Annotated in this window: 22 protein-coding genes; 11 read left to right on the top strand and 11 right to left on the bottom strand. The window is 42.4% G+C overall.

Annotation, left to right across the window (positions count from 1 at the left end; all coding sequences use genetic code 11):
* Window positions 1-90: 90 nt before the first annotated feature.
* The 6 genes from BMX50_RS30880 to BMX50_RS30855 form a co-directional block, all read right to left on the bottom strand.
* Entirely contained in the window at window positions 91-1443 is a 1353-nt protein-coding gene (locus BMX50_RS30880; protein WP_091220498.1) for a glucoamylase family protein, read from the bottom strand.
* A 117-nt stretch (window positions 1444-1560) separates the two neighbouring features.
* Window positions 1561-3042: a RagB/SusD family nutrient uptake outer membrane protein gene (locus BMX50_RS30875; RefSeq protein WP_091220496.1), complete on the bottom strand. Its 1482-nt coding sequence runs from the start codon at window positions 3040-3042 to the stop codon at window positions 1561-1563.
* 11 nt (window positions 3043-3053) lie between these two features.
* Window positions 3054-6077 carry a SusC/RagA family TonB-linked outer membrane protein gene (locus BMX50_RS30870; protein ID WP_091220494.1) on the bottom strand — a complete coding sequence of 1008 codons (3024 nt, stop codon included), beginning with the start codon at window positions 6075-6077 and terminating at the stop codon, window positions 3054-3056.
* Window positions 6078-6337: 260 nt separating this feature from the next.
* Entirely contained in the window at window positions 6338-9232 is a 2895-nt protein-coding gene (locus BMX50_RS30865) for a triple tyrosine motif-containing protein (RefSeq protein ID WP_091220491.1), read from the bottom strand.
* A gap of 101 nt (window positions 9233-9333) precedes the next feature.
* Entirely contained in the window at window positions 9334-10290 is a 957-nt protein-coding gene (gene trhO / locus BMX50_RS30860) for an oxygen-dependent tRNA uridine(34) hydroxylase TrhO (protein ID WP_091220489.1), read from the bottom strand.
* A 156-nt stretch (window positions 10291-10446) separates the two neighbouring features.
* Window positions 10447-12927, bottom strand: coding sequence for a DUF5686 and carboxypeptidase regulatory-like domain-containing protein (locus tag BMX50_RS30855; RefSeq protein WP_091220487.1), 2481 nt, complete (start codon window positions 12925-12927; stop codon window positions 10447-10449).
* A 130-nt stretch (window positions 12928-13057) separates the two neighbouring features.
* Here BMX50_RS30855 and kbl point away from each other — a divergent pair, with 130 nt between their 5' ends.
* The 6 genes from kbl to BMX50_RS30825 are packed head-to-tail and all read left to right on the top strand — an operon-like array spanning window position 13058 to window position 17003.
* Window positions 13058-14248 (top strand): glycine C-acetyltransferase, encoded by a 1191-nt coding sequence (kbl, locus tag BMX50_RS30850; RefSeq protein WP_091220485.1) that lies wholly within the window; start codon window positions 13058-13060, stop codon window positions 14246-14248.
* A 42-nt stretch (window positions 14249-14290) separates the two neighbouring features.
* Window positions 14291-14572 carry a DUF6364 family protein gene (locus BMX50_RS30845; RefSeq protein WP_091220483.1) on the top strand — a complete coding sequence of 94 codons (282 nt, stop codon included), beginning with the start codon at window positions 14291-14293 and terminating at the stop codon, window positions 14570-14572.
* Window positions 14562-14978 (top strand): type II toxin-antitoxin system VapC family toxin, encoded by a 417-nt coding sequence (locus BMX50_RS30840; protein WP_091220482.1) that lies wholly within the window; start codon window positions 14562-14564, stop codon window positions 14976-14978. The genes BMX50_RS30845 and BMX50_RS30840 overlap by 11 nt, the downstream gene beginning before the upstream one ends.
* Window positions 14978-16012: a phenylalanine--tRNA ligase subunit alpha gene (pheS, locus tag BMX50_RS30835; RefSeq protein WP_176622300.1), complete on the top strand. Its 1035-nt coding sequence runs from the start codon at window positions 14978-14980 to the stop codon at window positions 16010-16012. Before BMX50_RS30840 ends, pheS begins: the two co-directional genes overlap by 1 nt.
* Window positions 16009-16422: a Rieske (2Fe-2S) protein gene (locus BMX50_RS30830; protein WP_091220480.1), complete on the top strand. Its 414-nt coding sequence runs from the start codon at window positions 16009-16011 to the stop codon at window positions 16420-16422. The genes pheS and BMX50_RS30830 overlap by 4 nt, the downstream gene beginning before the upstream one ends.
* Entirely contained in the window at window positions 16422-17003 is a 582-nt protein-coding gene (locus tag BMX50_RS30825) for a TetR/AcrR family transcriptional regulator (protein ID WP_091220479.1), read from the top strand. The genes BMX50_RS30830 and BMX50_RS30825 overlap by 1 nt, the downstream gene beginning before the upstream one ends.
* Here the strand turns inward: BMX50_RS30825 and BMX50_RS30820 are convergent.
* Complete coding sequence (locus BMX50_RS30820) at window positions 17000-17440, bottom strand: hypothetical protein (protein ID WP_143065303.1); 441 nt, start codon at window positions 17438-17440, stop codon at window positions 17000-17002. The genes BMX50_RS30825 and BMX50_RS30820 overlap by 4 nt on opposite strands.
* A 182-nt stretch (window positions 17441-17622) precedes the next feature.
* On the opposite strand from BMX50_RS30820, the gene creD reads away from it, so the two are divergent.
* From creD to BMX50_RS30800, 4 genes are all read left to right on the top strand, one after another.
* Window positions 17623-18957, top strand: coding sequence for a cell envelope integrity protein CreD (gene creD, locus BMX50_RS30815; protein ID WP_091220473.1), 1335 nt, complete (start codon window positions 17623-17625; stop codon window positions 18955-18957).
* 331 nt (window positions 18958-19288) lie between these two features.
* On the top strand, window positions 19289-20695 hold the full coding sequence (rlmD, locus tag BMX50_RS30810; protein ID WP_091220471.1) for a 23S rRNA (uracil(1939)-C(5))-methyltransferase RlmD: 1407 nt from the start codon (window positions 19289-19291) through the stop codon (window positions 20693-20695).
* Window positions 20696-20847: 152 nt separating this feature from the next.
* Window positions 20848-21243, top strand: coding sequence for a hypothetical protein (locus BMX50_RS30805; RefSeq protein WP_091220469.1), 396 nt, complete (start codon window positions 20848-20850; stop codon window positions 21241-21243).
* 132 nt (window positions 21244-21375) lie between these two features.
* Window positions 21376-21888, top strand: coding sequence for a phosphoribosyltransferase family protein (locus BMX50_RS30800; protein ID WP_091220466.1), 513 nt, complete (start codon window positions 21376-21378; stop codon window positions 21886-21888).
* 157 nt (window positions 21889-22045) lie between these two features.
* Here BMX50_RS30800 and BMX50_RS30795 read toward each other — a convergent pair whose 3' ends face one another.
* The 4 genes from BMX50_RS30795 to BMX50_RS30780 form a co-directional block, all read right to left on the bottom strand.
* Window positions 22046-22546, bottom strand: a complete 501-nt coding sequence (locus BMX50_RS30795) for a shikimate kinase (protein WP_091220463.1) — start codon at window positions 22544-22546, stop codon at window positions 22046-22048.
* A gap of 10 nt (window positions 22547-22556) precedes the next feature.
* Window positions 22557-23615 (bottom strand): ABC transporter permease, encoded by a 1059-nt coding sequence (locus tag BMX50_RS30790; protein WP_091220460.1) that lies wholly within the window; start codon window positions 23613-23615, stop codon window positions 22557-22559.
* 1 nt (window position 23616) lies between these two features.
* Window positions 23617-24783 carry a BT_3928 family protein gene (locus BMX50_RS30785; protein ID WP_091220458.1) on the bottom strand — a complete coding sequence of 389 codons (1167 nt, stop codon included), beginning with the start codon at window positions 24781-24783 and terminating at the stop codon, window positions 23617-23619.
* A gap of 66 nt (window positions 24784-24849) precedes the next feature.
* A complete protein-coding gene (locus BMX50_RS30780) occupies window positions 24850-25341 on the bottom strand; it encodes a DUF1599 domain-containing protein (RefSeq protein WP_091220556.1) in 492 nt (163 codons plus the stop codon).
* 168 nt (window positions 25342-25509) lie between these two features.
* Between BMX50_RS30780 and folP the strand changes: the two genes are divergently transcribed.
* Window positions 25510-26367: a dihydropteroate synthase gene (gene folP / locus BMX50_RS30775; RefSeq protein WP_091220555.1), complete on the top strand. Its 858-nt coding sequence runs from the start codon at window positions 25510-25512 to the stop codon at window positions 26365-26367.
* Window positions 26368-26642 lie beyond the last annotated feature (275 nt).

Below are 26642 nucleotides of genomic sequence, written 5' to 3'. Positions count from 1 at the left end.
CTTCTGTTTTACAACCTGCGTGACTATCGCTGTTGCTTCAAAACAAATTTAACCCCTTTAACGGCCTTTTGTTTATTTTTTTATGCCGAATTAATTTTTTGCGATTGCCGGGCTTTCAAAACCAAGCTTTTTCAAGCCCCCCTGAACTTCAGGACAGCTCATGAAAAGCTTCCAAAGCAGTCCGGTACGATAATTTTCAATCATCACAATGATCGGTCCCTGGTCTATAGCTAAGTAAGAATTAGCGTACCAGTTATGCGATTCGCTGAAGGCATCGGTAAAACCATATTCACCCCAGATCTTATCGCCCAGATCATAATAAAAATGGCGCAAGGCTTTCATCGAATATTCCGGAGTATAAGGAAATGCCGATAATGCTGCCGTTGGTGTAATTACACCAAGATCATTAGTTGGCGAATGGGCATTGTATCCTTCAAAGTTATCGCTGGCTGTTAATCCCCAGCAATTTTCACCATAGCCTTTAAATTTTTTAGGGTTATCAACACAGTAAGCATGATTAATCAATGTATGATTTTTATTTTGCTCCCAGTAGTCTGCATACTCGTCCTTTAAACCTTTAGGGTTAAGGCCCAGGAAAGAATATTGAGAAAAGAACAACGGACCTCCATAATCAAACCCAAGCGGCAATTTAAAACCATAAAAAGTTCTTCCGTTTTTAAAGAAATCGCTTTGGGCCCAGCCACGGTGATATACATCGGCACTAACCGGGTAACGTTCTGCCGATGCTGCCAGCACATAAGTGATTAAACACTCATTAAAACCATGGATAGGAAAATTCATGGCCCAGCCATTATTCGGACTCCAGTGCCAGTAAAGGGCGTCACGGCCATCGCGGGTGTACCAGCTCCACTCCATCTCGCCCCACATCCAGCTAATTACATCGCGGATACGGCGTTCTTTTGGATCATCAGCATTAAAATACTGCCTCGCGCAAAGCAAGCCCTGGAATAAATAAGCAGATTCAACAATATCACCGCCATCGTCCTTGCGGCCAAAGCGGATCACTTTGCCTGTTTCGCCGTTTAACCAGTGCGGGAACGCGCCATGAAAAGCATCGGCTTTGTATAAAAAGTTAACGATCTTCACCATACGGTCAACCGCCTGTTCATGGGTGATCCATTTACGGCTATCGGCCACAATAAGCGACATAATGCCAAATCCCGAACCACCGGTGGTTACTACTTCGTTGCCATAGTCAAAAGAAGTATTGCTGCGTTCGCGCGCCAGGCCACTTACCGGGTGACCAAAATCCCAAAAATAACGAAAGGTTTGGCGTTGCACCACATCAAGCAAAGCACTATCAGTAAGGTTTTTGATAATACCAACAGGCTTAATGCCGTCTTCTGATTTTTTTGACGCTTTTTGGGCAAAAGAACAAACGGCAGCCAATATAAATACCGGGGTAATAAATAGTTTTTTCATAAAGCTATTTGGGTTTGAATATGAAAAACAGGGTTTTCATTAAAAAAAGAGAGGTTGCCCGTTAAACCCAACAAGGCAACCTCATAATCAATCAACTGTGTGTATTTTATTGGCTAATTAATAACCAGGGTTTTGTGTTAATGCGCCGCCACTCAGGTCAATTTCATTTTGAGGAACAGGCCATACTTCGTTCTTGCCTGCTTTCCAACCACGTGAGCCAAAAACTGCGGTACCTCTGCCTTGACGGATCACGTCGAAATAACGTTCAAATTCCATAGCCAGCTCAACTCTTCTTTCGTTATATATGGCAGTGCGCAAGGCTGCTTGATCTGTTGTGGTTACCTTTGGTAAAATAGCGGCATTACCGGCACGGGCACGGGCGCGAACCTGCTCTAACGGAATTAATGCAGCTGCAGAATTACCAAGCTCGTTATTGGCTTCAGCATTCATCAGCAATACATCGGCATAACGCAAAACGATCTTGTTTTGCTGGCAACCTTCGTTAAAACCTGATACATACAGACTGAAAGGCACGTATGATTTTTGGTTATACATAGGGTTATCGCCAGTAGCCGGGATCTTATCACCTTCCGGCGTAGTTTCGCCCCTGAAAATGATAGTTGCATCGCGGCGCGGATCGCCGGTTTCATATGCGGCAGCAAGTTCCGGACTTGGTACGTTAAAGCCCCAGCCTCCACCAGTAACACCACGTACACCCTGTACCTGCGAGTATTGTGAGTTTGATGCATCCGGATTGTTAGGGATCAAAGCACACTGGATCTCAAATACCGATTCCTGGTTGTTTTTATGCGTTGTACGGAACAATTGCTCATAATCAGGATACAATGAATAGCCAAAACCCATTACCTGGTTGGTGTAGCTTAAAACATCGCTCCATTTTTTCAGGTACATAGCAACCTTTGCATGCAGTGCAAGTGCGGCGCCTTTTGTAGCGTGGCCAATATCAGCAGAGCTGTAAGTTTGCGGCAATACATTGGCGGCATCGGTCAAATCTGTTTCAATAGCAGCCCAAACCTGCGCTTTTGCTGTACGCGGTAAGTTATATTCAGAGGCATCTTTAGGCAAGGTTAAACGTAATGGCACATCGCCAAAAGCCCTAACCAACCTGAAATATGAATAAGCCCTGATAAACTTAGCTTCGGCCAGATACCTTGCTTTTAAAGTTTCGTCCATGGTAATACCAGGAACATTGGTTAAGATCTGGTTAGCAAAATTGATGTTTTGGTACTGACCTTTCCAGAAACCGCCCAATTGAGCATCGCCCGAGGTAATGGTAAAGTTATGGTAATCATTAAAAAAGGTAGCGTCGCTGGCGGTACTGCCTTTTTCTACATCGTCAGAACCCATACTCTCTACAGCAATAGGTGCAAAGGCGATGTTGTTCCATTCGCGCAGGTTAGCATACATGGCGCTAACCGCTTTTGTAGCATCATCCTGAGTTTTAAAGAACAATGTTGCCGCTGTATTTTGCGCCGGATCAACATTTAAGAAGCTTTTTTTACAGCTTTGAAACGATATGAATGAAGCAATAAGACCTAAAGCAATGGCCTTATGCATATATTTTGTACTGTTTTTCATCTTTATATTGATTAAAAAGTAACGTTAACACCAAAATTATAGGTAGCAAACAAAGGATACACACTTGCATCGATACCTCTGCTGCCTACATCGCCACCAATTTCTGGCGAGAAGCCTTTGTAACCAAACAGGTTAATTGCATTTTGTGCATTTGCATAGATCCTTACTTTTGAAATATTCAGTTTCTTCAGGAAGTCGCCCGGGATGGTGTAACCCAACTGCGCATTCCTCATCCTGAAGTAAGCACCACTTTCAACATAGAAAGAGTTAGGGGCAGCATTGCTATTTTTACCAACATTTACCGAAGGGTAGGTATTTGAAGTACCAGCGCCATGCCAGCGGTGTTCATAAAAGTCCTGAGTGAAGTTTTCATTACCAAAGCGGTAGGCGATATTGGCGTTATAAACACTTACGCCGGCAACGCCCTGAAAGTCTAACGCAAGGTCGAAGTTTTTGTAAGTGAATGAAGTATTTAAGCCATAGTTATATTTTGGCAGCGGGCTACCTAAAGCTACACGGTCGCGGCTATCCAGTATACCATCGTTATTGGTATCCTGGTAAATGAAATCGCCGGGGGCCGCTCCTGTTTGTTTTGAGGCGGCAACCTGTGCAGCTGTCTGGAAAATACCTGTTACTTTGTAACCATAAAACTGGCCTATTGGCTGGCCAACCACTGTGCGGGTAGCTAATGCGCCGTTGGCAATACCTTCGCCACCGTCATAAATAGGGTTTTGGCCGGTTACAACATTAAGTACTTTATTATTGTTGATACCAATATTAGCACTGATACTGTAATTGAAATCTTTAGATGGATTATCTTTCCAACCTAATGAAAACTCCCATCCCCTGTTTTGGATACTTGCCTGGTTGCCTATCAATGAGCTGTTAACTGTACCCAATGAACCTGCAACCGGGATTGCGAAAATAGCATCCTGGGTTTCCCTGTTGTAATAATCGGCTTCAAAAGTTAATTTATTTTCAAGCAAGCCGCCTTCTAAACCAAAATCAGATGATACTGTTTTTTCCCAAACGATAGATGGAGGTACTATTGAGTTGATACTTGCACCCGGGTAAAGTGTAAGCGGGTTACCAAATAAACCTGTCAGGTATGGATCTGTTGCGATAACCTGTACAGTTGGGTTAATTGGCACACCTGAGTTACCAACTTTACCCCAGCTTCCGCGTAGTTTCAGATTGCTGAATACTTTTTGATCTTTCATGAACTCCTCGTTGGTAATTATCCAGCCAGCACCAACCGAAGGGAAATATCCATAAGTGTGGTCTCCATAAAACTGAGAAGCACCATCACGACGAATAGAAGCGTTCAATAAATATTTATCTCTGAACGAGTAATTAACACGGGCAAACTGCGATAACGCGCGGGTATGGATCTGGCTGCCCGGAGTAGCAAAGTAATTTACATTGGTTGTATCCGGGAATGAGCTCCTGATGCTGCCGTTTTTTACATACGGTACATAATCGGCCTTTCCATCTATTTGCTTGGTTTGGTTATTTTGTGCACTATAACCTACCAGGGCGGTAATTTTATGATCTTTTATTTTAACATCATAGGTAAGGGTATTCTCCCAAATCCAGTTACGTACGTCAGTATGGTTGATATCTAAATTAGTTTTATTGCTCTGTTGTTTTAAGGTAGCAAAGTATTGAGGAGAATATCCCCTTACTTCATTTTGGCTGATATCGCCGCCAAAGCTTGACTTAAATTTAAAGTTTTTAAGGAAGGTAACCTCGCCATAAGCGTTATAGGTAAAACGCTTGTTTTTTGTACGCTGATTAAAGAAATCGATAGTGGCCTGCGGGTTATAGTTATTGCCGTCGCCGGTGCCATAATCATTAGGGTCACCATAACTACCATCTGCTTTACGTACAGGCAGTGTAGGTGCCGCGCCAAATAACTGGTGGAAAATATCGCTGTTAACATCACGCGACACATCAGACAAGCCACTTGCTGTATAACCGAATTTTAAGTTTTTAGTTGGCTTAAAATCATTTGACAAATGAACTGTGTAGCGCTGATAATTATTTGTTTTAGCTAAACCATCCTGATTAAGATAACCAAATGAATAGTTGTAAGTGTACTTATCGGTACCACCGCTTATTGAAGCCTCATGGTTTGTAGTAAATGCTTTGCGCAATATTTGTTTATACCAGTCAGTTCCTTTACCGTATGATGAAGGATTGCTGAATACAGGGTCGCCCCCGTTTAATGCCGAAAGCTCATTCACTGCTGTGGCATATTCATTGGCATTGGCCATTTTTACCTGGTTGGTAACAGCCTGCAGACCTACATAACCGTTATAATTAATAACCGGTTTACCTTTTGTACCACGTTTTGTTCCGATTAAAACTACACCGTTGGCTGCGCGGATACCGTAGATAGCTGTACTTGATGCATCTTTCAAAATGCTGAAGCTTTCAATATCCTGCGGGTTAAGGAAGCTGATATCATCGTACCAAACACCATCAACAACAAACAGAGGTTTAGTATTACCATAAATAGTACCTAAACCACGAATGGTGATATCCGGCGACTTGCCTGGTGTGCCGTTGTTGGTGATTTGTACGCCTGATACTTTACCCTGTAAACCGCTTAATGCATTTGGCGACGCCTGTTTGGCAACATCGGCACCTTTAACAGTAGCTATCGAACCGGTAACGTCAAGCTTTCGCTGGGTGCCGTAACCGATAACAACTACTTGCTGCAATTCGTTGGTTTGTGGCTGAAGGGCTACGTTTATGGTTGTTTGCCCGTTAACGGCTACCTCCTGGGTGGCATAACCTATATAAGCAACTGATAAAGTTGCATTGCCTGGGGTTTTAAGTGTAAAAGCTCCGTTTACATCTGTTTGGGTACCTATTGTTGTTCCTTTAACTGAAACAGACACGCCTATTAAAGCCTCGCCTGTTTTGCCGTCAGTTATTTTACCTTTTATTGTAACGTTTTGTGCAAACGCCGCGTCATAACAAAGTAACAGTAACAACATCAACCCTGAAATAGTAAAAATTCTTTTCATAGTGGTTAATAAATAATACGGATTGAAAAAATAATTGGTTTATTGATTTGCAAAGCTGTACAGATAATCAGCGTTTAACAAATAATGTAACTCAACATTAATACATCACAAAACAACAACTTTCTCAAGCGGCTGTTTTGTTTTTTTTATTCACATGACAGTCAAGTGATTAAAACATGATTATGGATGTCTCAAATACTACAGTTTATCGTTTTACCTGATTACAATAAAACAGGGCTATGAGAGGTAATGATGTAGTGTTATAGCTCGATGAGAAACTCTGTGAGATTTTTATCATGCTCTAAATTGAGCTTTTTACGTAATCGATAGCGCCTGATTTCCACGCCACGCAGTGAAATATTCAAGAGAGATGCCATCTCTTTACTGCTCATGTTCATGCGCAGGTAGGCACATAATTTAAGGTCATTAGGTACCAGGTCGGGGTGACCGGCTTTCAGTTTTTTAAAGAAATTTTCGTGGGCTTCGTTAAAACTGGTTTCAAAAATATTCCAGTCGCGGTCATCGCTCATGCCTTCATCAATCACTTTCTGGATGCGGCGCAATTGCTCGTCGGCAAGTTTCTTACCATCTCCTCCTTTCAGGTGGGTTAGCTCGTCGCTTATCTTTTGCAGCAACTCATTTTTGTAAACAATGTTCATGGCCGAGTTAGCAAGCTCCCGGCTCTTGCTGGCCAAATCGGCCTGAAGCTGTTCATTTTTTATACTGATGATATGCTGCTCATTGGCTACGGCCTCCTGCTTCAAAAATTCTTCCTTTTCCTTTTGCAGTTTTTGCTGAATCTGCTGCTGATGCTTCTTCAATTTCAGCCCGTAGTAGTACCTTATCAAATAAAACAATAATACCGCCAGCAACACATAAAACACCATGGCTATTTTACCGGCATACCATGGCGGCAATACGGTGAAGGTTATTGTTGAAACAGCCGATTGATACTGATCATTGATCTTGGCCCGCACCTTGAAATTATAGGTACCCTGGTTAAGATTGGTAAACTCCTTTTGGCTTTGCGGTGTCCACTCGCTCCATTGATGCGAGTATCCTTCCAGGTAATATTGAAACCTGATTTTAGCTTGCGTATAGTAGGGCAAAGAATAGCTTATGCGGATGTTATTTTCGGCATAAGGTATTTCAATGTTATTGCTATCCTCTGCTGCTTCACTTATTAACGACACCTTATCGGTAACATTCTCTATCCTCCTGATCAAAACGTCGGGTATTTTGATGGTATTGGGCAGTTGCGCATCGGCATCGTTCAATATTACAAACCCATCATCAACACTTATTAAGTAGGTTGAATTGTTGATACGATTGATGGTTTCGTAGTGCTGCACCATCTGTCCGTTCAGGATAGAAAACCTGTTGGTATCAATAGTTAGCTTACCAGGAACAGACATATCTGCCAAACCAACCCTCCCCTGGTTAATAAACCAATATTTTTTTCCGATAGCCTTGATGATTTTGCTTGAGGTTGCAAATGTCCCGAGCTTGTTGTTTAGCTGCTGATATTTATAAAACCTGTCGGTGATATCGTCATAAACGTAAAAGCCCGAATCTGAAGAAAAAACGATGCGGTTATCGAGGTCAAATACGTTGATATTGTAGCTACCCGGCAATCCATGCTTCCTGTCGTAATAAACATGTGATATTACGGTGCGCTGATCTGCGCTTAAAGTAAGTTTGTATATGCCTTTATAGGCATGGCTCACCCAGATCTGGCCTTTAGCATCGCGTTCCACGTAACGGGATGGTTCACTAAACCCTGTCAGTTTGTGGCTATATTGCCAATTCCCTGCGGGGTCTTTACGGTAAATAACCAAACCTGTATAGGTGCCCTGCATCAGCGCATCAGGAGCCATTTTCTTGATGGTCCAGCCGCCTGTTACATCCGAGATCTTTTTTATCGAAGCTCCGTTTACCTGGTATGTGCCGTCATTATGGCCGCAAAGTAACCTGTTATCCTGTAACGACAAATCCCATACCTGCCCCTGTGAGCCAGGGATAAGCTTAAAATCAAAAGTTTGAAAAGGGCTGTTATGGCTATCAGGCAGCCAATCGCTATAAAATAAGCCCTGGTTGGTACCCAGATAGATCTTTTTATCAAAAATAATACTGGAATAAACCGTACCAAATTTGCCCGTTTTATCGAAATAAAAATACAGGGGCGAATTAACCTCTATCCTGTCGATACCATTATCAAGCCCCGCCCAAAGGTTTTGCCCGGCATCAGTATAAAGGCTCAACACGGTATTGTTTTGCATACCGCTTGCTTTATTGATATGCTGCACTACACGCCCTGCGGTATCAATAATCACAATACCATTCAGGATGGTACCGTAAGCAAAATATTTATTCGCTATAGCCGCACCATTATTTAGCTGGTAGGTTGTTAAAAAATCGTTAGCCTGATTGGCCCATGGCTTAACCGTTTTGCCATCGTAAATAAACAAACCGTTTTTTGCCGTGCCGATGAGATATTTGCCATGCTGAAAAGGCAAAATAGATAATACACCGCTTGCACCTAAAATACCGCTGCCTTCAATATATTCAAGCTTTGAGCCTTTAAGCTCAAAAAGGCCTTTAGTTAATTGCTCTGCAAAAAAGCGGCTGCCGCTTTTAAAAAGGAACAAATATGGCTTATGCGTATTGACTACCTCAATTTTACCTTCTGAATAAATATATATAGCACCGAACGATTGGAAAAGTACCCTGTCGTTATCGCAATATATTTTCCAGATCTCTTCAGTTACCGGCAAAAAGCTTTTAGGTACCAGGCTAACGAGTGAAGTATATTTTAAAATGCCCTTACTATCATTACGCCAGTAGCCAAACTCACCGTATCCGCCGGCATAAACCTTTCCTTTACCATCAGCACTAACCGAGCGTACTATTAAGCCATTGGGCATATGGTATTGCTGCCAGTACTTACCATCAAAAGTCAACAAGCCTTCGGCATTACCAAAATACATGATATCGTGCTCATCGCGCGTTACCGACCAGTTTTGGTTACCAAACTGATACGTTGCCTTGGTGTAGTTTTGAATATAGGGAACACCTACACTTTTAATATCTACCGACCATGCCGGCCAAACCGATATAAGGACAAGAACGATAAAAATACACAGGGTTTTACGCATAGAATGTAGCGGCTCAGTTTACTAAAATAATATTTGTACCCGACAAAATAAAAAAGCCTACCCTTAGGGTAAGCCTTATATAATTTTTGCTGCCACAGCTATTAAACTATTGGCTGCAATTTGTTTTTACTCACATTTACCGGTTGTGGCACTTTTACATAGTAACCGGTGCCATCATAAACACGTTTGCGTGGATGCTCTTTACAAGCATCGCTACAGCAGCCATCCATAGCAGTTCCGCATTCGTCGCACTGGGTAAAATGCTCATTACACTCAGGATTGGCGCAATTGATCATTTTTGGTGTGGTTTTGCCGCAATTTAAACAGGTTGATATAACAACCGGGTTCACGCTATTCACATCAACCGAAAGGCGGTTATCAAACACATAGCATTTGCCCTCAAAATCCTCACCACCGGCTTCCTTACCATATTTAATGATACCGCCGTGCAACTGATACACTTCAGGAAAACCTTCATGCAACAACAAGGCAGATGCTTTTTCGCATTTGATACCGCCGGTGCAATAAGTCAGGATCTTTTTATCCTTATATTGTGCCAGCTGATTGATCATGTCCGGAAAGTCACGGAAATTATCGATATCAAGCGTTACCGCGTTTTTGAACTTGCCTAATGAGTGCTCGTAGTTTGAACGAACGTCCAATACAACAACATCATCCCTGTCTTTCATGGCCAAAAATTCTTTTGGCTCCAGGTGTTTGCCGGTTTTTTGTTTTGGGTCGATGACATTAGGATCACGCAGGCCAGAGTGTACGATCTCTGATTTATAACGCACATGCATTTTAACAAATGATGGCGTATCTACCTCATCAATTTTAAACTCGGTTTTGGCGAAACGTTCGTCGGCATGTACGGTATCCATATAGGTTTTGCAGGCCTCAACAGAACCCGAAACGGTGCCGTTTAGCCCTTCGTCGGCCACGATAATGCGGCCAGTTAAACCTAAGCTTTTACAAAATTTTAAATGATCGGCAGCAAATTGCTCCGCATTAGCTATTGTTGAATAACAATAATATAGTAGGGTATTATACATTTCCATAAAATCATTGATACTGCTGCAAACAGTGTTAAATGAGCGGCGCAAATTTAAGAATTTTTAGTGAATAGTTGAATGGTTGATTAGGTGAGTGGTTGCAGATCTAAAAATATCAAACCCAATCAACCATTCACCTAATCAACCACTCATCCTCCCAAATTATCTTATCCCATAAAAGATCCTGAAGCCCTGGATGTATTTTTTATCGCCGGCATATGATATACCATAATCAACCCGGAAAATGAGGCGCTGCACGCCTACATAAAACTCGCGGTAATTGCGGTTGTTTTTTGTGGTGAGATAGTTGGCGCCAATGATTTCTTCGAGTTTCCATTTTCTTAACAGCGGGATGCGGTTAAATAACGAACCTGCAAAGTTATGCTGATAATGTGCTTCTAAAAATGCACCGTTGGTGCTGTAGGTATAAAACGGCAGGAAGTGGAAGCTGCCCACATAGGTAGGATCGAAAGTGGTACCCTGGTTACCTAAAAAGTGGTTATAATCCATGTAATACAGCGTATTGTTATTAAAAAATCCGCCGCCTGATACTTTGAATGATGAATAGCCGGAAAGTCCTACACGGATATGGTCCTGCGAAAGGTCGACAGAGGCAAAATCATAATCTACATCCGAACCAATGATGTTTTTAAATCCTTTGCGGTAGTTTACAGTTAAGGTTGGATATTTTGAAGGCAGGTTGAACTTACCTGTAGGCCTGGTTTCGTACCGCTGATCAAAAGTAAACGTGGCCGACGCGTTAAACACCAATGCCTGGTTATCCGGAAACAGGAAGGAATGATCATCGGCCGGGGTACCCGGCGGAGCTAATGGATTATTTGATGTAAACTGGCGATCTTTAATATCCTTTATCTTACTGAAAGATGTATTATACAACTGTGAACGGCTGGAATAAGAAAGCCCCCCTTTTAAAAACACGCCATTTAACACTTCGCGCTGATAACCAAAATCGCCATAGTGGCTTCGGTAATATTTAACGTAGTTATTTTCGCTCAAAAGCGTACTCAGCGTATTGAAATACAATGAACGCGTACCAACATTATTAAGGTCGAGCACATCGCTCCCAAAATCGGCATAAAACTTAGCATTATGGAAAGGGTCATTCTTATAGTCGATGCCCATGTTGGCACTAAAGATCTTATTGGAGAAACCATAACGTAAGGCCGGTGTAATTGTCAATGAATGAAAATCATCAATGGTGCGGATATAACTCACCTTGGCGTTAATGCCGAAACCCTCAACCGTATTATAATAAAAGGTTTGTATAAACGGGAAGATATATAATGAATCCTTTGCGCTTTTATTGCTGGCCGCATAGCCAAAAATCAGGTAACCAGGATAGTTAATATGATTTTTATGATGCTGAAGCGAATCCAGGTAGGTATCCGTCTTTTTGTATTCTTCAAAAGCATCCTTCTTTTTGTAATCACGATCTTCAAACGCAGTTAGGGGTATCGGTCTTGCATCGGCCCAGTAGCCCGGCTTTTTGCTGTTGGCTACGGTGTCAATTTTGAGGATCTCACCGGTAAAAAAGTTATCGGGAAAAGTTGGGTTGATTTTATAATTATTATAAACAGCAGCATAATATCCACCAAATTTAAATCCAAAAACGGCCCCCTTAAAGCTGTATTGGGTTGATGCCGGCATCCATACGCTATCGGTAATAGCTACATATTGCTGCCTGATCTTCAAAGTATCAACCAGGTTGAGGTTACTTGTTTTATTTTCAACAAACAGGTCAACGCTATAAATTCGCCAGTCGCCGTCAACAACATAAATATCCCCCTGAAAATACTGGCCATGCCCGCGTTTAGGGGTTACGTGGATCTTATGAATAGTATGCCCGTTCTCAACAGAGGTTCCCAGCAATTTATAATTATAAAACCTGGGACCATATGACGCAACCGGCGATACGAAGCCCCTTGTTGCCAATCCGTTTATGATAAATACATTCTGATAAAAATTGGCCTGCAAGTCGGATGCTTTTTTATAGCCAAATGCCGTGTTCTGGCCCGCCATGCGGTTGGCAATAGTAATTTCGCGCACGTTATTAGGTTTCTGAAAATTGTATTCAGACAATGATTCGGATTGATAGAGGATACCACGACCGTTTGTATCCAGATCGAGTGTTTTCCTTACCTCCTGCCCCAGCAGTGATTTAGGTACGCTCAGTAACTTTTGTACACCTTTGATATAAACCGCGCATGAGTATGAAGCGGCCTCTTCTATGTAATATTTCCGCTTTTTTAGCACTTGCTTCATAATAGTATCAGCAGCGTCACGATTTTTGCGATAAGTTTCGGCTACCCTATCGGTGGCAAATACCTCATCGGCCATTTGTACATTATGTTCCTGGTCGTGATCTGTTACGGTAACCTCTTCAATTTTTTCGGTATAACCAACATACCGGTAAATTACATTATAAGTACCCGGGTTAAGCTTAAGCTGATAGATGCCGTTCTCGTTAGCGGTGGTACCATAGGTTGAATTACGGATATAAATAGAAACAAATGGGATAGCCTGTCCGTTTTTATCGGTGATCTTCCCTGTTAAAAGTGATTGCTGTGCAGAAGCCGTTATTATGCTGAATGCAGTGATTAATAGCAGTATATATTTTCTCATATGTTACTTATGTGTAATGCTTTAGGGCTTAAAAATGTTTTATTATTCACTTAATAATTATTTAAGGTTTAATAAACCCAACAAAAAGATTGCGAATGCTTAATTTTGTACCCTTTAAAACACGCACGCTATGTACAACACACTAAAGCCGGTTTTACAGCAGGAACTAACCGAAATTGAAAATGCCGGGTTATACAAAAAAGAACGGATCATTACTTCGCCTCAAGGTGCCGATATTACGGTACAAAGCGGTGCCGAAGTAATTAACTTTTGCGCTAATAACTACCTGGGCCTATCGGGCAATGCCAAAGTGATTGAAGCTGCCAAAGCTGCTATGGATACCCATGGCTATGGCTTATCGTCTGTACGCTTTATCTGTGGTACACAGGATATTCATAAAGAACTTGAAAAAAAGATAGCCGATTTTTTAGGCACTGAAGATACCATCCTTTATGCTGCGGCTTTTGATGCCAACGGCGGCGTGTTTGAACCTTTATTTAATGATCAGGATGCCATAATTTCTGACGAACTGAACCATGCCTCAATCATTGACGGTGTACGCCTGTGCAAAGCCCAGCGTTACCGTTACAAGCACGATGACATGGCCGACCTGGAAGAAAAATTAAAAGCTACACAGGAATTACGTCACCGCATTATTGTAACCGATGGTGCTTTCAGTATGGACGGTACTATTGCACAGTTGGATAAGATCTGTGACCTGGCTGATAAGTATAATGCGCTTGTTATGATCGACGAAAGCCATTGCTCTGGCTTTATGGGCAAAAACGGTCGTGGTACGCATGAACACCATAATGTAATGGGCAGGATTGATATCATTACCGGTACATTGGGCAAAGCTTTGGGTGGCGCGTCGGGCGGTTTTACATCTGGCCGTAAAGAGATCATTGATATGCTGCGCCAGCGCTCGCGTCCGTATTTATTCTCGAATACGTTAGCACCAGCCATTACAGGAGCATCAATAGCTGTACTGGATATGCTGAGCGAAACCACCGAACTGCGCGATAAACTGGAAACCAATACGCAATATTTCCGTAAAAAAATGACCGAAGCAGGTTTTGACATTAGACCTGGCGTGCATCCTATAGTCCCAGTGATGTTGTATGATGCCAAGCTGGCCCAGGAGTTTGCTGCAAAAATGCTTGAGGAAGGTATTTATGTGATAGGTTTTTACTACCCTGTAGTTCCGCAAGGCAAAGCCAGGATCAGGGTACAGATCTCAGCAGCACATGATATGCACCATTTGGATAAAGCTATTGCAGCATTTACCAAGGTTGGTAAGGAGCTGGGAGTGCTTAAATAAGCTGCTTAGTTTTTTTATATTTGCATTTGATAATGCTTTTTTATGGAAAGTACAAAACTAACCTTGAGTGTCAAGGCCGATTCTCTGTCTCTTGTTAAGGAGTATGCAAAACGGCAGCATACAAGTGTATCCAAACTGGTGCAGGAATTTCTTGATGGCATAGCAGAGCAGGAAAAAAAGGACGATCCAATAAAAGAGAAGTATAAAAATGTGGAAATACCTGAATGGATAACGCAACTTACGGGTATAGTGAAAGATCCTAATCCGGATATGAGTTACGATGATATGAAACACGAATATTTCAAAGAGAAATATGGCATATAAACGTCTCTTTCTGGATAGCGATGTTTTACTGGACATGTTTCTAAAAAGAGAGCCCTTTTTCTTTCACACTCAAATCCTGCTAATTGAGTGCATAAAAGAGAATATCGAATTACGAACTTCCTCATTGGTGATAGCGAACATAGTTTACGTATTGAGGAAACAGGTTGGAATATTGAAAGCCAAGGAAAATTTAAAGAATCTGTTTAATTCTGCAAAAGTTTTGCCTTTTGAATTTGATGCAATAGAGACAGCAATATCAAGTGATATCACCGATTTTGAAGACGCCATTCAATTTCACATCGCCCAAAAACATAATTGTGATGCCATCATCACCCGAAATATAAAAGACTATAAAAACTCAACAATACCGGTTTTAACAGCCGAACAATTTTTAAATACATTATAATGCAAGCTCAGATAGACCAATATACCGCCGAGATCAATGCCTTTTCGCCAGCCAATGCCGACGAACTGGAAGCGTTCCGTATTAAATTTTTAGGCACCAAGGGTATTATTAAAGACCTTTTTGAGCAGTTTAAAAGTGTTAGCCCGGAAGAGAAACGCACCTTTGGCAAAGTACTTAACGAGTTTAAACAACTGGCCGAAGCTAAATATAACGAGCTAAAGGAAAACATTGGCACAGGCACGCAAAGCAAAGGCAACGATCTTGACCTTACTTTACCCGGCGATGGTTTCACTGTTGGCTCACGCCACCCGCTATCATTGGTTCGTAACGAGATCATCGATATTTTTAAGCGCCTGGGGTTCGTTGTTGCTGAAGGCCCGGAAATTGAAGACGACTGGCATAACTTCTCGGCCCTGAACTTCCCTGATGAGCACCCGGCCCGTGACATGCAAGATACCTTCTTCATTAAAAAGAATAACGGTAAAGATGATATCGCCCTGCGTACCCATACCTCATCGGTTCAGGTACGAATGATGGAAGCTGGCAAACCACCGTTCCGCGCTATTATGCCAGGCAGGGTTTACCGTAACGAGGCAATTTCGGCCCGTGCACATTGCTTCTTCCACCAGGTTGAAGGTTTATATGTTGACGAAAATGTTTCGTTCTCTGACCTAAAACAGACGCTTTATCACTTCGTTCAGGAACTTTACGGCGAAGGAACGAGGGTGCGTTTCCGTCCGTCATATTTCCCATTCACAGAGCCATCAGCCGAGATGGATATTTCATGTACCATTTGCGGTGGTGCCGGTTGTAACATGTGTAAGCACAGCGGCTGGGTAGAAATTTTAGGCTGCGGCATGGTTGACCCTAACGTTTTAGAAAACTGCGGTATCGACAGCAAAAAATATACAGGCTTTGCATTTGGTATGGGTATGGAACGTATCGCTAACCTAAAATATGTGATCCGCGATCTGCGCCTGTTCTCAGAGAACGACGTACGTTTCCTTAAACAGTTCCAAACAGAAATGTTATGAGGAAACTCGCTATAATATTATTGGTGGCTATCAGTTGTTTTTCGTGCGGAAAATCAACTGATAACGTACCAAGTGTACCTGTAAATTTCCAGGCTGCATTGGGTACACCGGCATTGAGCCCATTAAATGTTTCGGGCGGTGCAGTTGCGATTAATGGTTATGGTGTGGCCGGATTAATCATTTACCGTAAAGTGAATGGCACTTATGCAGCTTACGACAGGTGTAGCAGCTATCAGCCTGAAAAAAAATGTGCGGTAACAATTGATAATACGGGCTTTACAGTAACCGACCCCTGCAGCGGCTCAAAGTTTAGCCTTGAAGATGGCACACCGGTAAAAGCCCCGGCAACAAAGGCATTAAGATCATATAGGGTAGCCGTTACCCAGTTTGAAATTCAAGTAACTAATTAATGGAAGCCGATAAAATAAAAGATAGTATTAAGCGGGCGGCACAGGAACTTTTCCGCAAATTCGGGTACCATAAAACCAGTGTTAATGAAATTGCCAAAAAGGCTAAAATTGCCAAGGCAACTATTTATAAATACTTCGACAGCAAAGAGGCCGTGTTACACGTGCTGCTGATGGATTACATCAAAGCCAGTGTTGATGACCTGGTACAAGTCAATTCAAACGATATTGATGAAGAGGCTTATCTCAACAACCTCATCATGAAAACCTGCCGCCTCTCCTACACCGTTTGTAACGAGTTTATCGGTTGGGACTTTATCCGCGAATCAACCAATTCACAGGATTTTTTAAAAAACCTCTCCAACGAGCTGGAAGAATTGCTAATGGCATCGTTTATCCAGTTACCGGGCATCCGCAAGCATGAAACTTACCAGCAACGCTTACGCTTCCTGATCAAGTGCAGCAAAAGCATCGTGTTCAGCTTCGCCTTTACCTCGGTAAGTGATTCGGACGTGCGGAAAAATTTCGTTTCTTTCCAGAAAGAGATTTTGCCTTATTTGGTTAAGGCTGCAGTTTCGGTTTAGGCAACTAATTGGCAGCACATTAATAAAATATTATGCAACAAATTATGGTCATAACCATCGTAGGTATGAAACACATACCTGTTGCTTTTTTTATCTGATATTGTCAATTCATCCCAATCTAATTTACTCTTCTTTGTTATCCAAAACGGATAGGTTTCAATCTCAAATATATCCTCAAAATCAATACAGAACACTCTTTCACCCGAATACCCGACAACACATTTGGTGCAAAGCAAAGTCCATTGATTTGATGGTTTAGAAAAGAAAATTACGGGAATGCCACTTAAATATTCTTTAAGATCCGTTTTTAAGTGCCCTTTTATTGATTCAGGAAGCTCATCGAAGAAAAATGTGTATCCGTTTGATCTTTTATAAATCCCATGCCTGCCAGCTTTCCATTTAATTCGGTTCAGCATATATTCATCGGTCTTCTTCATCAGGTATAAAACTATCAAAAAATGATAACCCAACATTATTGACATTGCGATTTGCAAATAAAAAACAGAACATATACTTTGAAATACAAAGTACTTTATGTTATATTTGTCCTGGGCTTAGCAAAAGCCTTTATTTTTCATTATGAACTTTGAAATACAAAGTACTTTATATCTAAACAATCATGATCGGGGAACAATTTCCAAAACAAACAACAACAGGCTGGCTCAAGGAGTCGGCAACTTTTAAATTGGTCTTTATTGGGGTATTAGCGCTTTTGCTGTTAATTCCTTCGGCCTTTATCCAAAACCTTGTAACTGAACGCGCCGGCACACAGGATAAAACGACCAAAGAAATATCAGACAGCTGGTCGGCCAGCCAGATCATCAAAGGCCCGGTATTGGTTATACCCTATAAAAAAGGCATAAATATGACCGACACCACGAAGCAGGAACCTATAGAAAACCTGTACATACTACCCGATAACCTGCACATTAAGGCGGATCTTAAAACACAACTGCGGCATCGTGGTATTTTTGATGTGGCTGTATATAATACCCAGGTAAAAGTAAGCGGCAATTTTGCCAAACTTAATCTTTCATCGCTGGGAATAAATTTAAACCAGCTCCTTTTAAACAAAGCCAGGTTTGAGTTTAGTGTGAGCGATCTGAAAGGTTTAAAAAGCAACCCGGTTATAAAAACAAATCATCCTACCCTCAATGTCGAACCTTCGTTTGAATCGGTGTTTGGGAATGGCTTGCAGGCCCCTGTCGATCTTTCATCTGTAAGTGATAGTGAAATACCTTTTGATTACACACTTGATTTAAAAGGCAGTGAAGGACTAAGTTTTCTGCAACTTGGCAAAACTACCGATGTGCAGGTAAATGGCAACTGGAGTAGCCCCAGCTTTGATGGCAATTACCTGCCCGATGATGCTAAAGTTGATACCGGCGGCTTCAGCGCCGGCTGGCGGATGATGTACTATAACAGGCCTTTTCCGCAGCAATGGGCAGGTGCACAAAGAACATTGGATAACGACAAGAAACTTGCGGATGCTACCTTTGGCGTAAAACTTCGCCTCCCGGTTGATCAGTACCAGAAAACGATGCGTACCAGCAAATATGCCATATTTATTATCCTGCTCACTTTTATCTCTTTGTTTTTAACTGAGATTATCCGCAAACAGCCGATACATATGTTCAATTACATACTCATCGGCGCGGCTATGGTTATTTACTATACCCTGTTGCTATCCTTTTCGGAGCAGGTTGGTTATAACATGGCTTACCTGATTGCCTCTATATCAACAATAGCGCTGATATCTGTATTTATATCGTCCTTATTAAAAAACGGAAAGGCAGCGGTACTGTTCGCTTTTATTTTAGCAGTATTTTATGCGTTCATCTTCGTCATTATTCAGTTGGAAGATCTTGCTTTAATGGTTGGCAGTATTGCCCTGTTCATCATCATAGCAGTATTGATGTATTTTTCGCGCAAAATAAACTGGGATAAAAACTAATTTATCACCTGCACTAATCAGCAACGGTTTCAGAAATCTTTGCTGATTACAATTAAACCTTATACCGATTTGGTTTTTAGTTTAAAAATTACTATGTTAGCATAGTAATTTTTTGTTTATGAGCCGCGAACTAACAGAACTTTCAGACCTGATTGATGAGCAATTTGAGATAGAAGATATCGATACCACCGATATGGTTAAATATCTGCTAAGCTTATTTGTTTAAAAAGCTTGCTTTAGTATCGTAACGCCTTTAAAAGGCGAACGGCTTTCTTTTGCTTCTTCCCTCCCATTTTCAGGATTAAATAAATAGGGTTAACTTTGCAGCCTGATGAGTAAAGCTAACAAACCAAAGTTTTTTGAGAACGTACAGATCATTGATATTGCCGAAGAAGGCAAAGGCGTAGGCAAAGCAGATGATTTTGTTCTTTTTGTGGATAAGGCCGTACCCGGCGATATTGCCGATGTACAAGTGTACCGGAGTAAAAAAAACTTCGGCGAGGGTAAGATCACTGAGTTAAAACAAGCTTCTGAATACCGTACAACTGCTTTTTGCGAACACTTCGGCACCTGCGGGGGCTGCAAATGGCAGCATATGACTTACGAGGCCCAGCTTAAATTCAAACAAAAATCGGTTGTTGATGCCTTAAGTCGTTTAGCTAAGATCAACGTTGATGGTATCATGCCAATCGTCCCTTCTCCTGCCGACAGGTATTACCGCAATAAACTTGAGTTTACCTTCTCTAACAAACGCTGGCTTTACGATGGCGAAAACAAGGAAGACGGTACCCTGAACATGAATGCCCTGGGTTTTCATATCCCCGGCCGTTTTGATAAAATACTGGATGTAAACCATTGTTATTTACAAGCCGAACCATCCAACAGTCTGCGTAATGAAATCCGCGATTTTACTATACAGCAGGGATATACTTATTATGATCTGCGTAATCACAGCGGCATGCTCCGCAATTTGGTTGTGCGTACCTCATCAACCGGCGAGATCATGGTAATTGTGGTTTTTGCTTATGCTGAGCAAGACGAGATCGATAAACTGATGAGCCATGTCGATGCCCGTTTCCCGGAGATAACCTCATTGCTTTACATCGTAAACCAGAAAAAGAACGATACCATTTTTGACCAGGATGTTATAGCCTTTAAAGGACCTGAATATATCCACGAAGAAATGAATGGCATCAAGTTCCGTATAGGGCCTAAGTCATTTTACCAAACTAACTCGGTACAAGCACTTCGCCTGTATGAAATAACCCGCGATTTTGCCGAATTTAAAGGCGATGAGCTGGTATATGACCTTTATACCGGCGCCGGTACCATTGCCAACTTTGTTGCCGGTCACGTGCGCGAGGTTGTGGGCGTTGAATATGTACCAACTGCAATTGAAGATGCCAAAGTAAACTCGGCCATCAACAATATCACCAACACCAAGTTTTACGCGGGTGATATGAAAGACGTACTGGTAGCTGGTTTCGTGGCCGAACACGGTAAACCGGATGTTATCATAACCGATCCGCCGCGTGCAGGCATGCACCCGGACGTAGTGGCCCGCCTTATGGAAATCGAAGCACCTAAAATTGTTTACGTAAGCTGCAACGCCGCCACCCAGGCCCGCGACCTGCTGGTACTAAAGGAGAAATACGATACCGTAAAGATCCAGCCGGTAGATATGTTCCCGCATACACAACACGTGGAGAATGTGGTGTTGCTGGTGTTAAGAGGTTAGTTGTTCTTAGTTCATGGCTAATAGTTCATAGCTATGACGTTTAAGAATTAATACAATCACAAAAAACAAATCGGTGTAATCATCTGATAATCGGTGAAATCACAAAGCAAAAAAAATCAACGAAATCATCGGAATCAAAAAAATCAACGGTCATGAACCCTGAAGAACTGCTTAATGAAGGAAGTGAACGCAACAAACCGGCGGCTGATAGTCCGCTGATAAGTTTGGAGCGCGACCTGAAATATTTTAACGAATCAATTAAAGAGGTAGCCGAAGAGATTATCAATGAAGGTCTTTCGTCTTACCCTATTTTTATTGCCCATCAGCATGAACTAAGTTTGGGCGAACTGATACTTGACCGCCACGACTTAAATTCCGAATGGAGCATTCATGCTTCTACGCTGGAAGAGTTTGTACAACGTGACGTTATAAAGCCTGTATTGAAAGAACGCTTTGTTAATAGCTACAAAGACCCATATCAATATATGTGCGTTTTTGTTGTGGTGCCCGAGGGCGCAAACTTTGTGTTTTTCCCTTACGCTAAGTAAGTTTTATTTATATAAATTTGAGACGTGCGGCCCCTTCTCCCGAAGACGCAATATGGATTAAACTTATTATGGTTAGATCCTGCCACCGCATAAAAGCTCTTTAAAAAGGAGCGCCAAATAACGCCGAAAAAAATGCCTGATAAAAAGCTTCTCATATTAAATAAGCAACAGATCCAGCAAAAGCTCGACAGGATGGCCTACCAGATACTGGAGGACAATTTTGAAGAGGATGAAATACTGATAGCGGGCATACTGCCGCGCGGAAACCATATTGCCGAACGCCTGAAAACCATTCTTGACGGCATTGCACCTTTTAAAAGCCGCATACTTACCATCGAACTTGAAAAACAAAGCAGCAGCTTAAGCGCCAGTATTGATTTTGAGGTTGAAGAATGCAGCAACAAAGTAGTGATACTGGTTGATGACGTGCTGAACAGCGGCAAAACACTTGCCTATGGCTTTGGTGTATTTTTAGATGTACCGTTGAAAAAGCTGCGTACCGCTGTTTTGGTTGACCGCAATCACAAAAGTTTCCCTATTACTACAGATTTTGCAGGAGTAGCCCTTTCAACCGTTATTAAAGAGCATGTTGACGTAGTACTTGAAGAGGAAGACGCAGAAGAGGATGCAGTTTATTTGAGGTAGGATAGCTAAATATAAAACTCATGTCATTGCGAGCGCAGCGTGGCAATCTCGTCGGATGCAGAGCGTACTTGCAAGGCATTTATGCATGGCTACGAGATTGCCACGTCGCCCCAGCGCTCCATCCTGTCGCTCCTCGCAATGACATGGAGGAGATTAACTATACCCCCAGCGCCTCCTCCAGCTTCTCAACCGACATATCTATCCCTTCAACAATATTACTTGCCCGCAGGTAAAAGCCTTCACGCTCGGCCAGTTTGCCGGTTATAAATTCAACCAGTTCATCGCCCTTTTTGCCTTGCAACACCGGACGAATAGTTTTGCTGTTCTCCAGCCGGTCGGCAAGTGTTTTGGGCGATAATTTTATATACAAGGTTTTGCCATTGGCGTTCATCCAATCCATATGGTCAAAAAAGCAGGGTAAACCGCCACCAGTTGATACCACTGTATTTTCATGATAATCAGTTTCCTTCAGCACCTGCGATTCCAGCTTACGGAAGGCATCTTCGCCAAACGATGAAAAATATTCGGCTATGCTCATGCCTGCTTTAGCCTCGAGCACATGGTCGAGATCAATAAATTCGTAGCCCCATTTGGCGGCCAGTTTGCGGCTCCAGGTTGTTTTACCACAGCCCATAAAGCCCACAATAAAGTATTTCATAAAAATTTCTTCAGCTTAATTTTACCCGCGGATCAATCCAAACATAAATTACATCCACCAGGATACTGATCACCACAAATATAAACGCGATAAACAATATAGAGCCCATCACCACCGGAAAATCCGACATTTCCAGCGCATCTACAGTAGCTTTGCCTAATCCGTTGTAACCAAAAATGTATTCCACAAAAAATGAACCTGCCAGCAGCGATGCAAACCAGTTGGCTATAGCGGTAATAACCGGGTTCATAGCATTTTTTAGCGCATGGCGATAAATGATTGTCCGGTTACTCAATCCCTTTGCCTTGGCTGTACGGATATAGTCCTGTCCTAATACATCCAACATAGCATTACGGGTAAGCTGCACAATGATTGCCAACGGCCGTAAGCCCAAAGTAATAACCGGCAATACAAGGTTTTTAAGAGTGATCACTTCGCCTTTAAAAGGATCATAACTATACAAACTGCCCGACGTATTTAAATGTGTGTAATTGCTTAGCACAAAGCCAAAGATCCAGGCAATGATGATCCCCGCAAAAAAAGACGGGGCCGAAATACCGAGCGTTGAAAAACTCAGCGCCAGCTTATCAATCCAGGTATCTTTATTTACCGCACTCATCACACCTAAAAATACGCCGATAATGATAGCGAAGACCATGGCCGCGGCGGCAAGCACTAATGTATTAGGGATTACCTCTATCAGCAATGAAGCCACATCCTTGCGGGTTTGGTATGAACGCCTCAGATAAGGCCATTTCAGCGCCAACACCTTACTTTTGCTCACCGGGAACAGTTTTACATAGCCGTAGCGCTGTTGCTCGTCAGCTGTATTAAGATGGATACCCAAAGGCGAAAGGTCATTCAGGTAATAGGCAAACTGCACAGGAACCGGCTTATCCAGCCCGAACTCTTTACGTACTGCCTGTAATGATTGCACATCGGCACGCTGGCCCTGGGTCATACGGGCCGGGTCGACAGGCAGGATATTGAACAGAAAAAAAACAACAACCACTACCCCCAGCATCACTGCCAGTCCGTATACTAATTTGCGAAGCAGGTAGGGGATCATTTTATTGTTTCTGCAAATATTGTTTTACGATGTCCTCATACTTAGGTACCGAATGATAATGCCATTTGTTAACCACGGTGCCATTCTTCATCAGCAAAACTCCCGGGTTAGAACGCACCATTGATTTCAGCGGAACACCATCAGCATAAAAGATCTCGCTGATCAATTTATGTTCCTTTGCAAAAGCTGTTGCGTCGGCTGCCGAATTTGACGTAAGCAATATGGTACGGATGTTATAATTATCAGTAAGATTAATGGCCAGCGCGTTTAAGCGATTGATGGCATCCTTATCCGTCTCGCTCAAATCATAAGCGACAATGAACAGGCTATAAAAAGGGCTCGAAAGCAACTCCTTGGTATAATCGTTCCGTTGCGCATCCTGGATAGCCAGGTCACGGATTTTGGGCTCATATCCTTTTTTCACCAGGCGATTTTCCGGATCGCCGACAACTTCCCAGTCGGCATCTTTCCAGATATTGGATTTAAGATATTCTTTATCATTCATCACCTTGGTGGCGCCTGTCTTTTTATTTTTAAGGTGATAGGTCAACTCAAATTCATCAAGCGGGGCACCCGGCGGAATTTTCATTTCATCGGGCAGGTTAGCGCCTATTTTGTACGGCAGAAAATCAATAATCGGCGAAAAGTTATAGGTGTATACGCCAAAGCCTACCGAAACAAGGGCAGCACAGATCAACCATTTATCGCCAACCTTTGCGTTGAACAAAGGAGTGATCTGATTACGCTTAACAAACAATATCAGCACCAAAGCCAGCAGCACCATATCCTTACTGAACGACTGCCATGGCGTTAAAGGAATAGCATCGCCAAAGCAACCACAGGTTTGCACCACTTTAAAAAATGCCGAATAAAAAGTTAAGAAGCCAAAAAAGATAATCAGCAACAACAACCCCCAGGCTACTTTAACCGCCCGTGCACCTATAAGCAAGGCAAAACCCAGCAGCATTTCAAGTGCACATAGCACAATAGCCATGGTGAGAGCCAGACCGTTAAGAAAGGTAATATGAAAAACCTCAAAATATTCAACCAGCTTGTACGAAAAACCAAGCGGGTCATTAGCCTTGATCGCTCCCGAAAATATAAACAGTAAGCCCACCAATAAGCGGGGAATCCATATAACGGCACTGTTTGATGATGTATTTTTCATAAGCCCCCTCTAAATCTCCTCCGCCAACCGGCAGATGGACTTAAGTTTTATAATTAATAAAGCGTTTTATTTACTATGATGAACATTGAGCTTAATCAGCGCAAAAACGGCATAGTTCAGCATATCCTGGTAATTGGCTTTCACGCCTTCTGATGCTTCGGTAAGGCCCTGATTATCTTCTATCTGTTTTACACGCAGCAGTTTCATCAATATCAGATCGGTCAATGAACTGATCCGCATATCGCGCCAGGCTTCGCCGTAATCATGATTTTTGGCAAACATCAACTCTTTGGTCTCGTTTACCTTTGCATCAAACATTTCGCTTACATGATCCGGATTAAGTTCGGTCGACATTTCCGGGCCGCATTCCAGCTGCATCATGGCTATTACGCAATAGTTAACAATGCCGATGTATTCGCCGGTGATGTCGTCACCCACTTTGGATATTTTTTTCTCTTCAAGCGTACGGATGCGTTGAGCTTTGATAAAAATCTGATCGGTAATGGATTGCGGACGGAGGATACGCCATGCGGTGCCGTAGTCGCGGGTCTTTTTCATGAAAAGGCCTTTACATATATTAATTACGCCTTCGTATTCTGCTGCTGTATTAGTCAAAAGATGATGTGTTTGAATGTTGTAAAGTTTAAATGTTGCAGGGTTGTGAAGCCCGTGCTTACAAAGTTAATTAACTTTACCACATTCAAACTTTACAACACCCAACTAACCGTGGTAAAAGATACATTTTTCCGTAAAAAAGTTACTATCAATGCAGGTGGCCGATTGTTAGATCTTTCATCGCCCGGGGTGATGGGCATCATCAATATTACCCCCGATTCGTTTTTTGCTGATAGCCGTAAACCCGGCGTTGATGAAGCCCTGCTTCAGGCACAAAAAATGCTGGCCAATGGTGCAACATTTCTGGATATCGGCGCATATTCGTCGCGCCCCGGAGCTGTCGATATTTCGGCACAGGAAGAAACGGACAGGTTATTGCCTGTTGTTGAAGCCATTGCCGCCCAATTCCCGGAAGCTATTATGTCGATAGATACTTTCCGCGCCGGTGTTGCCGAAGCTGCTATTAAAGGCGGCGCACATATCATCAACGATATTTCGGGTGGTATGCTTGATACTGATATGTTTAGTACGGTTGCCCGCTTAAATGTGCCCTATATCCTGATGCATATGAAAGGCACCCCGCAAACCATGAACCAACTGGCCGAATATGATGATGTATTTGGCGAAGTGTTTGATTATTTTGTAGCTAAGTACAGCGAGCTCAAACGCCTTGGCGTTCATGATGTAATCCTTGACCCTGGCTTTGGATTTGCAAAAAAATCGGAACACAGCTATACGTTAATGAACCGTATGAATGAATTTGATCTGCTGGGTTTGCCTATACTTGCCGGCATCTCCCGTAAAAGGATGATCTATGGTTTGTTGGGCAATACTGCTGCTGAAGCTTTGAATGGTACTACTGTTTTGAATACCATTGCGCTCATGAAAGGGGCGAATATTTTAAGGGCGCATGATGTGAAAGAGGCTGTGGAGGCAGTGAAGATTTGGGAGGCTTGTGTAGCGCAATAACAACTGACATTTAATAAAAACATGTCATTGCGAGCGATAGCGCGGCAATCTCGTAGCTATGCTTAGCGGCTTTGCATATCTCACGGGCATGACGACGAGATTGCCACGTCGCCCCAATGCTTCTGTCCAGGCTGCTCCTCGCAATGACATAGATTTTAATTTTTGAATTGTATATACCCGCTCGATCGGCCGGGAGGCCGCTTGATAGTCGACACTCGGCTGGAGCCGAGCGTCTGCTTTTCTTATTTATTCTATTTTTTTCTTCGCCAGCGCTC

It is taken from the genome of Mucilaginibacter gossypiicola (assembly GCF_900110105.1).
Taxonomy (GTDB): Bacteria; Bacteroidota; Bacteroidia; order Sphingobacteriales; family Sphingobacteriaceae; genus Mucilaginibacter; species Mucilaginibacter gossypiicola.
This window is presented reverse-complemented; position numbering and strand designations above follow the sequence as displayed.

What these genes read in the sequence shown, in the direction of transcription:
- BMX50_RS30880 (WP_091220498.1), bottom strand. Translation starts at nt 1,443, where the DNA reads ATGAAAAAACTATTTATTACCCCGGTATTTATATTGGCTGCCGTTTGT.
- BMX50_RS30875 (WP_091220496.1), bottom strand. Translation starts at nt 3,042, where the DNA reads ATGAAAAACAGTACAAAATATATGCATAAGGCCATTGCTTTAGGTCTT.
- BMX50_RS30870 (WP_091220494.1), bottom strand. Translation starts at nt 6,077, where the DNA reads ATGAAAAGAATTTTTACTATTTCAGGGTTGATGTTGTTACTGTTACTT.
- BMX50_RS30865 (WP_091220491.1), bottom strand. Translation starts at nt 9,232, where the DNA reads ATGCGTAAAACCCTGTGTATTTTTATCGTTCTTGTCCTTATATCGGTT.
- trhO (WP_091220489.1), bottom strand. Translation starts at nt 10,290, where the DNA reads ATGGAAATGTATAATACCCTACTATATTATTGTTATTCAACAATAGCT.
- BMX50_RS30855 (WP_091220487.1), bottom strand. Translation starts at nt 12,927, where the DNA reads ATGAGAAAATATATACTGCTATTAATCACTGCATTCAGCATAATAACG.
- kbl (WP_091220485.1), top strand. Translation starts at nt 13,058, where the DNA reads ATGTACAACACACTAAAGCCGGTTTTACAGCAGGAACTAACCGAAATT.
- BMX50_RS30845 (WP_091220483.1), top strand. Translation starts at nt 14,291, where the DNA reads ATGGAAAGTACAAAACTAACCTTGAGTGTCAAGGCCGATTCTCTGTCT.
- BMX50_RS30840 (WP_091220482.1), top strand. Translation starts at nt 14,562, where the DNA reads ATGGCATATAAACGTCTCTTTCTGGATAGCGATGTTTTACTGGACATG.
- pheS (WP_176622300.1), top strand. Translation starts at nt 14,978, where the DNA reads ATGCAAGCTCAGATAGACCAATATACCGCCGAGATCAATGCCTTTTCG.
- BMX50_RS30830 (WP_091220480.1), top strand. Translation starts at nt 16,009, where the DNA reads ATGAGGAAACTCGCTATAATATTATTGGTGGCTATCAGTTGTTTTTCG.
- BMX50_RS30825 (WP_091220479.1), top strand. Translation starts at nt 16,422, where the DNA reads ATGGAAGCCGATAAAATAAAAGATAGTATTAAGCGGGCGGCACAGGAA.
- BMX50_RS30820 (WP_143065303.1), bottom strand. Translation starts at nt 17,440, where the DNA reads ATGAAGAAGACCGATGAATATATGCTGAACCGAATTAAATGGAAAGCT.
- creD (WP_091220473.1), top strand. Translation starts at nt 17,623, where the DNA reads ATGATCGGGGAACAATTTCCAAAACAAACAACAACAGGCTGGCTCAAG.
- rlmD (WP_091220471.1), top strand. Translation starts at nt 19,289, where the DNA reads ATGAGTAAAGCTAACAAACCAAAGTTTTTTGAGAACGTACAGATCATT.
- BMX50_RS30805 (WP_091220469.1), top strand. Translation starts at nt 20,848, where the DNA reads ATGAACCCTGAAGAACTGCTTAATGAAGGAAGTGAACGCAACAAACCG.
- BMX50_RS30800 (WP_091220466.1), top strand. Translation starts at nt 21,376, where the DNA reads ATGCCTGATAAAAAGCTTCTCATATTAAATAAGCAACAGATCCAGCAA.
- BMX50_RS30795 (WP_091220463.1), bottom strand. Translation starts at nt 22,546, where the DNA reads ATGAAATACTTTATTGTGGGCTTTATGGGCTGTGGTAAAACAACCTGG.
- BMX50_RS30790 (WP_091220460.1), bottom strand. Translation starts at nt 23,615, where the DNA reads ATGATCCCCTACCTGCTTCGCAAATTAGTATACGGACTGGCAGTGATG.
- BMX50_RS30785 (WP_091220458.1), bottom strand. Translation starts at nt 24,783, where the DNA reads ATGAAAAATACATCATCAAACAGTGCCGTTATATGGATTCCCCGCTTA.
- BMX50_RS30780 (WP_091220556.1), bottom strand. Translation starts at nt 25,341, where the DNA reads ATGAAAAAGACCCGCGACTACGGCACCGCATGGCGTATCCTCCGTCCG.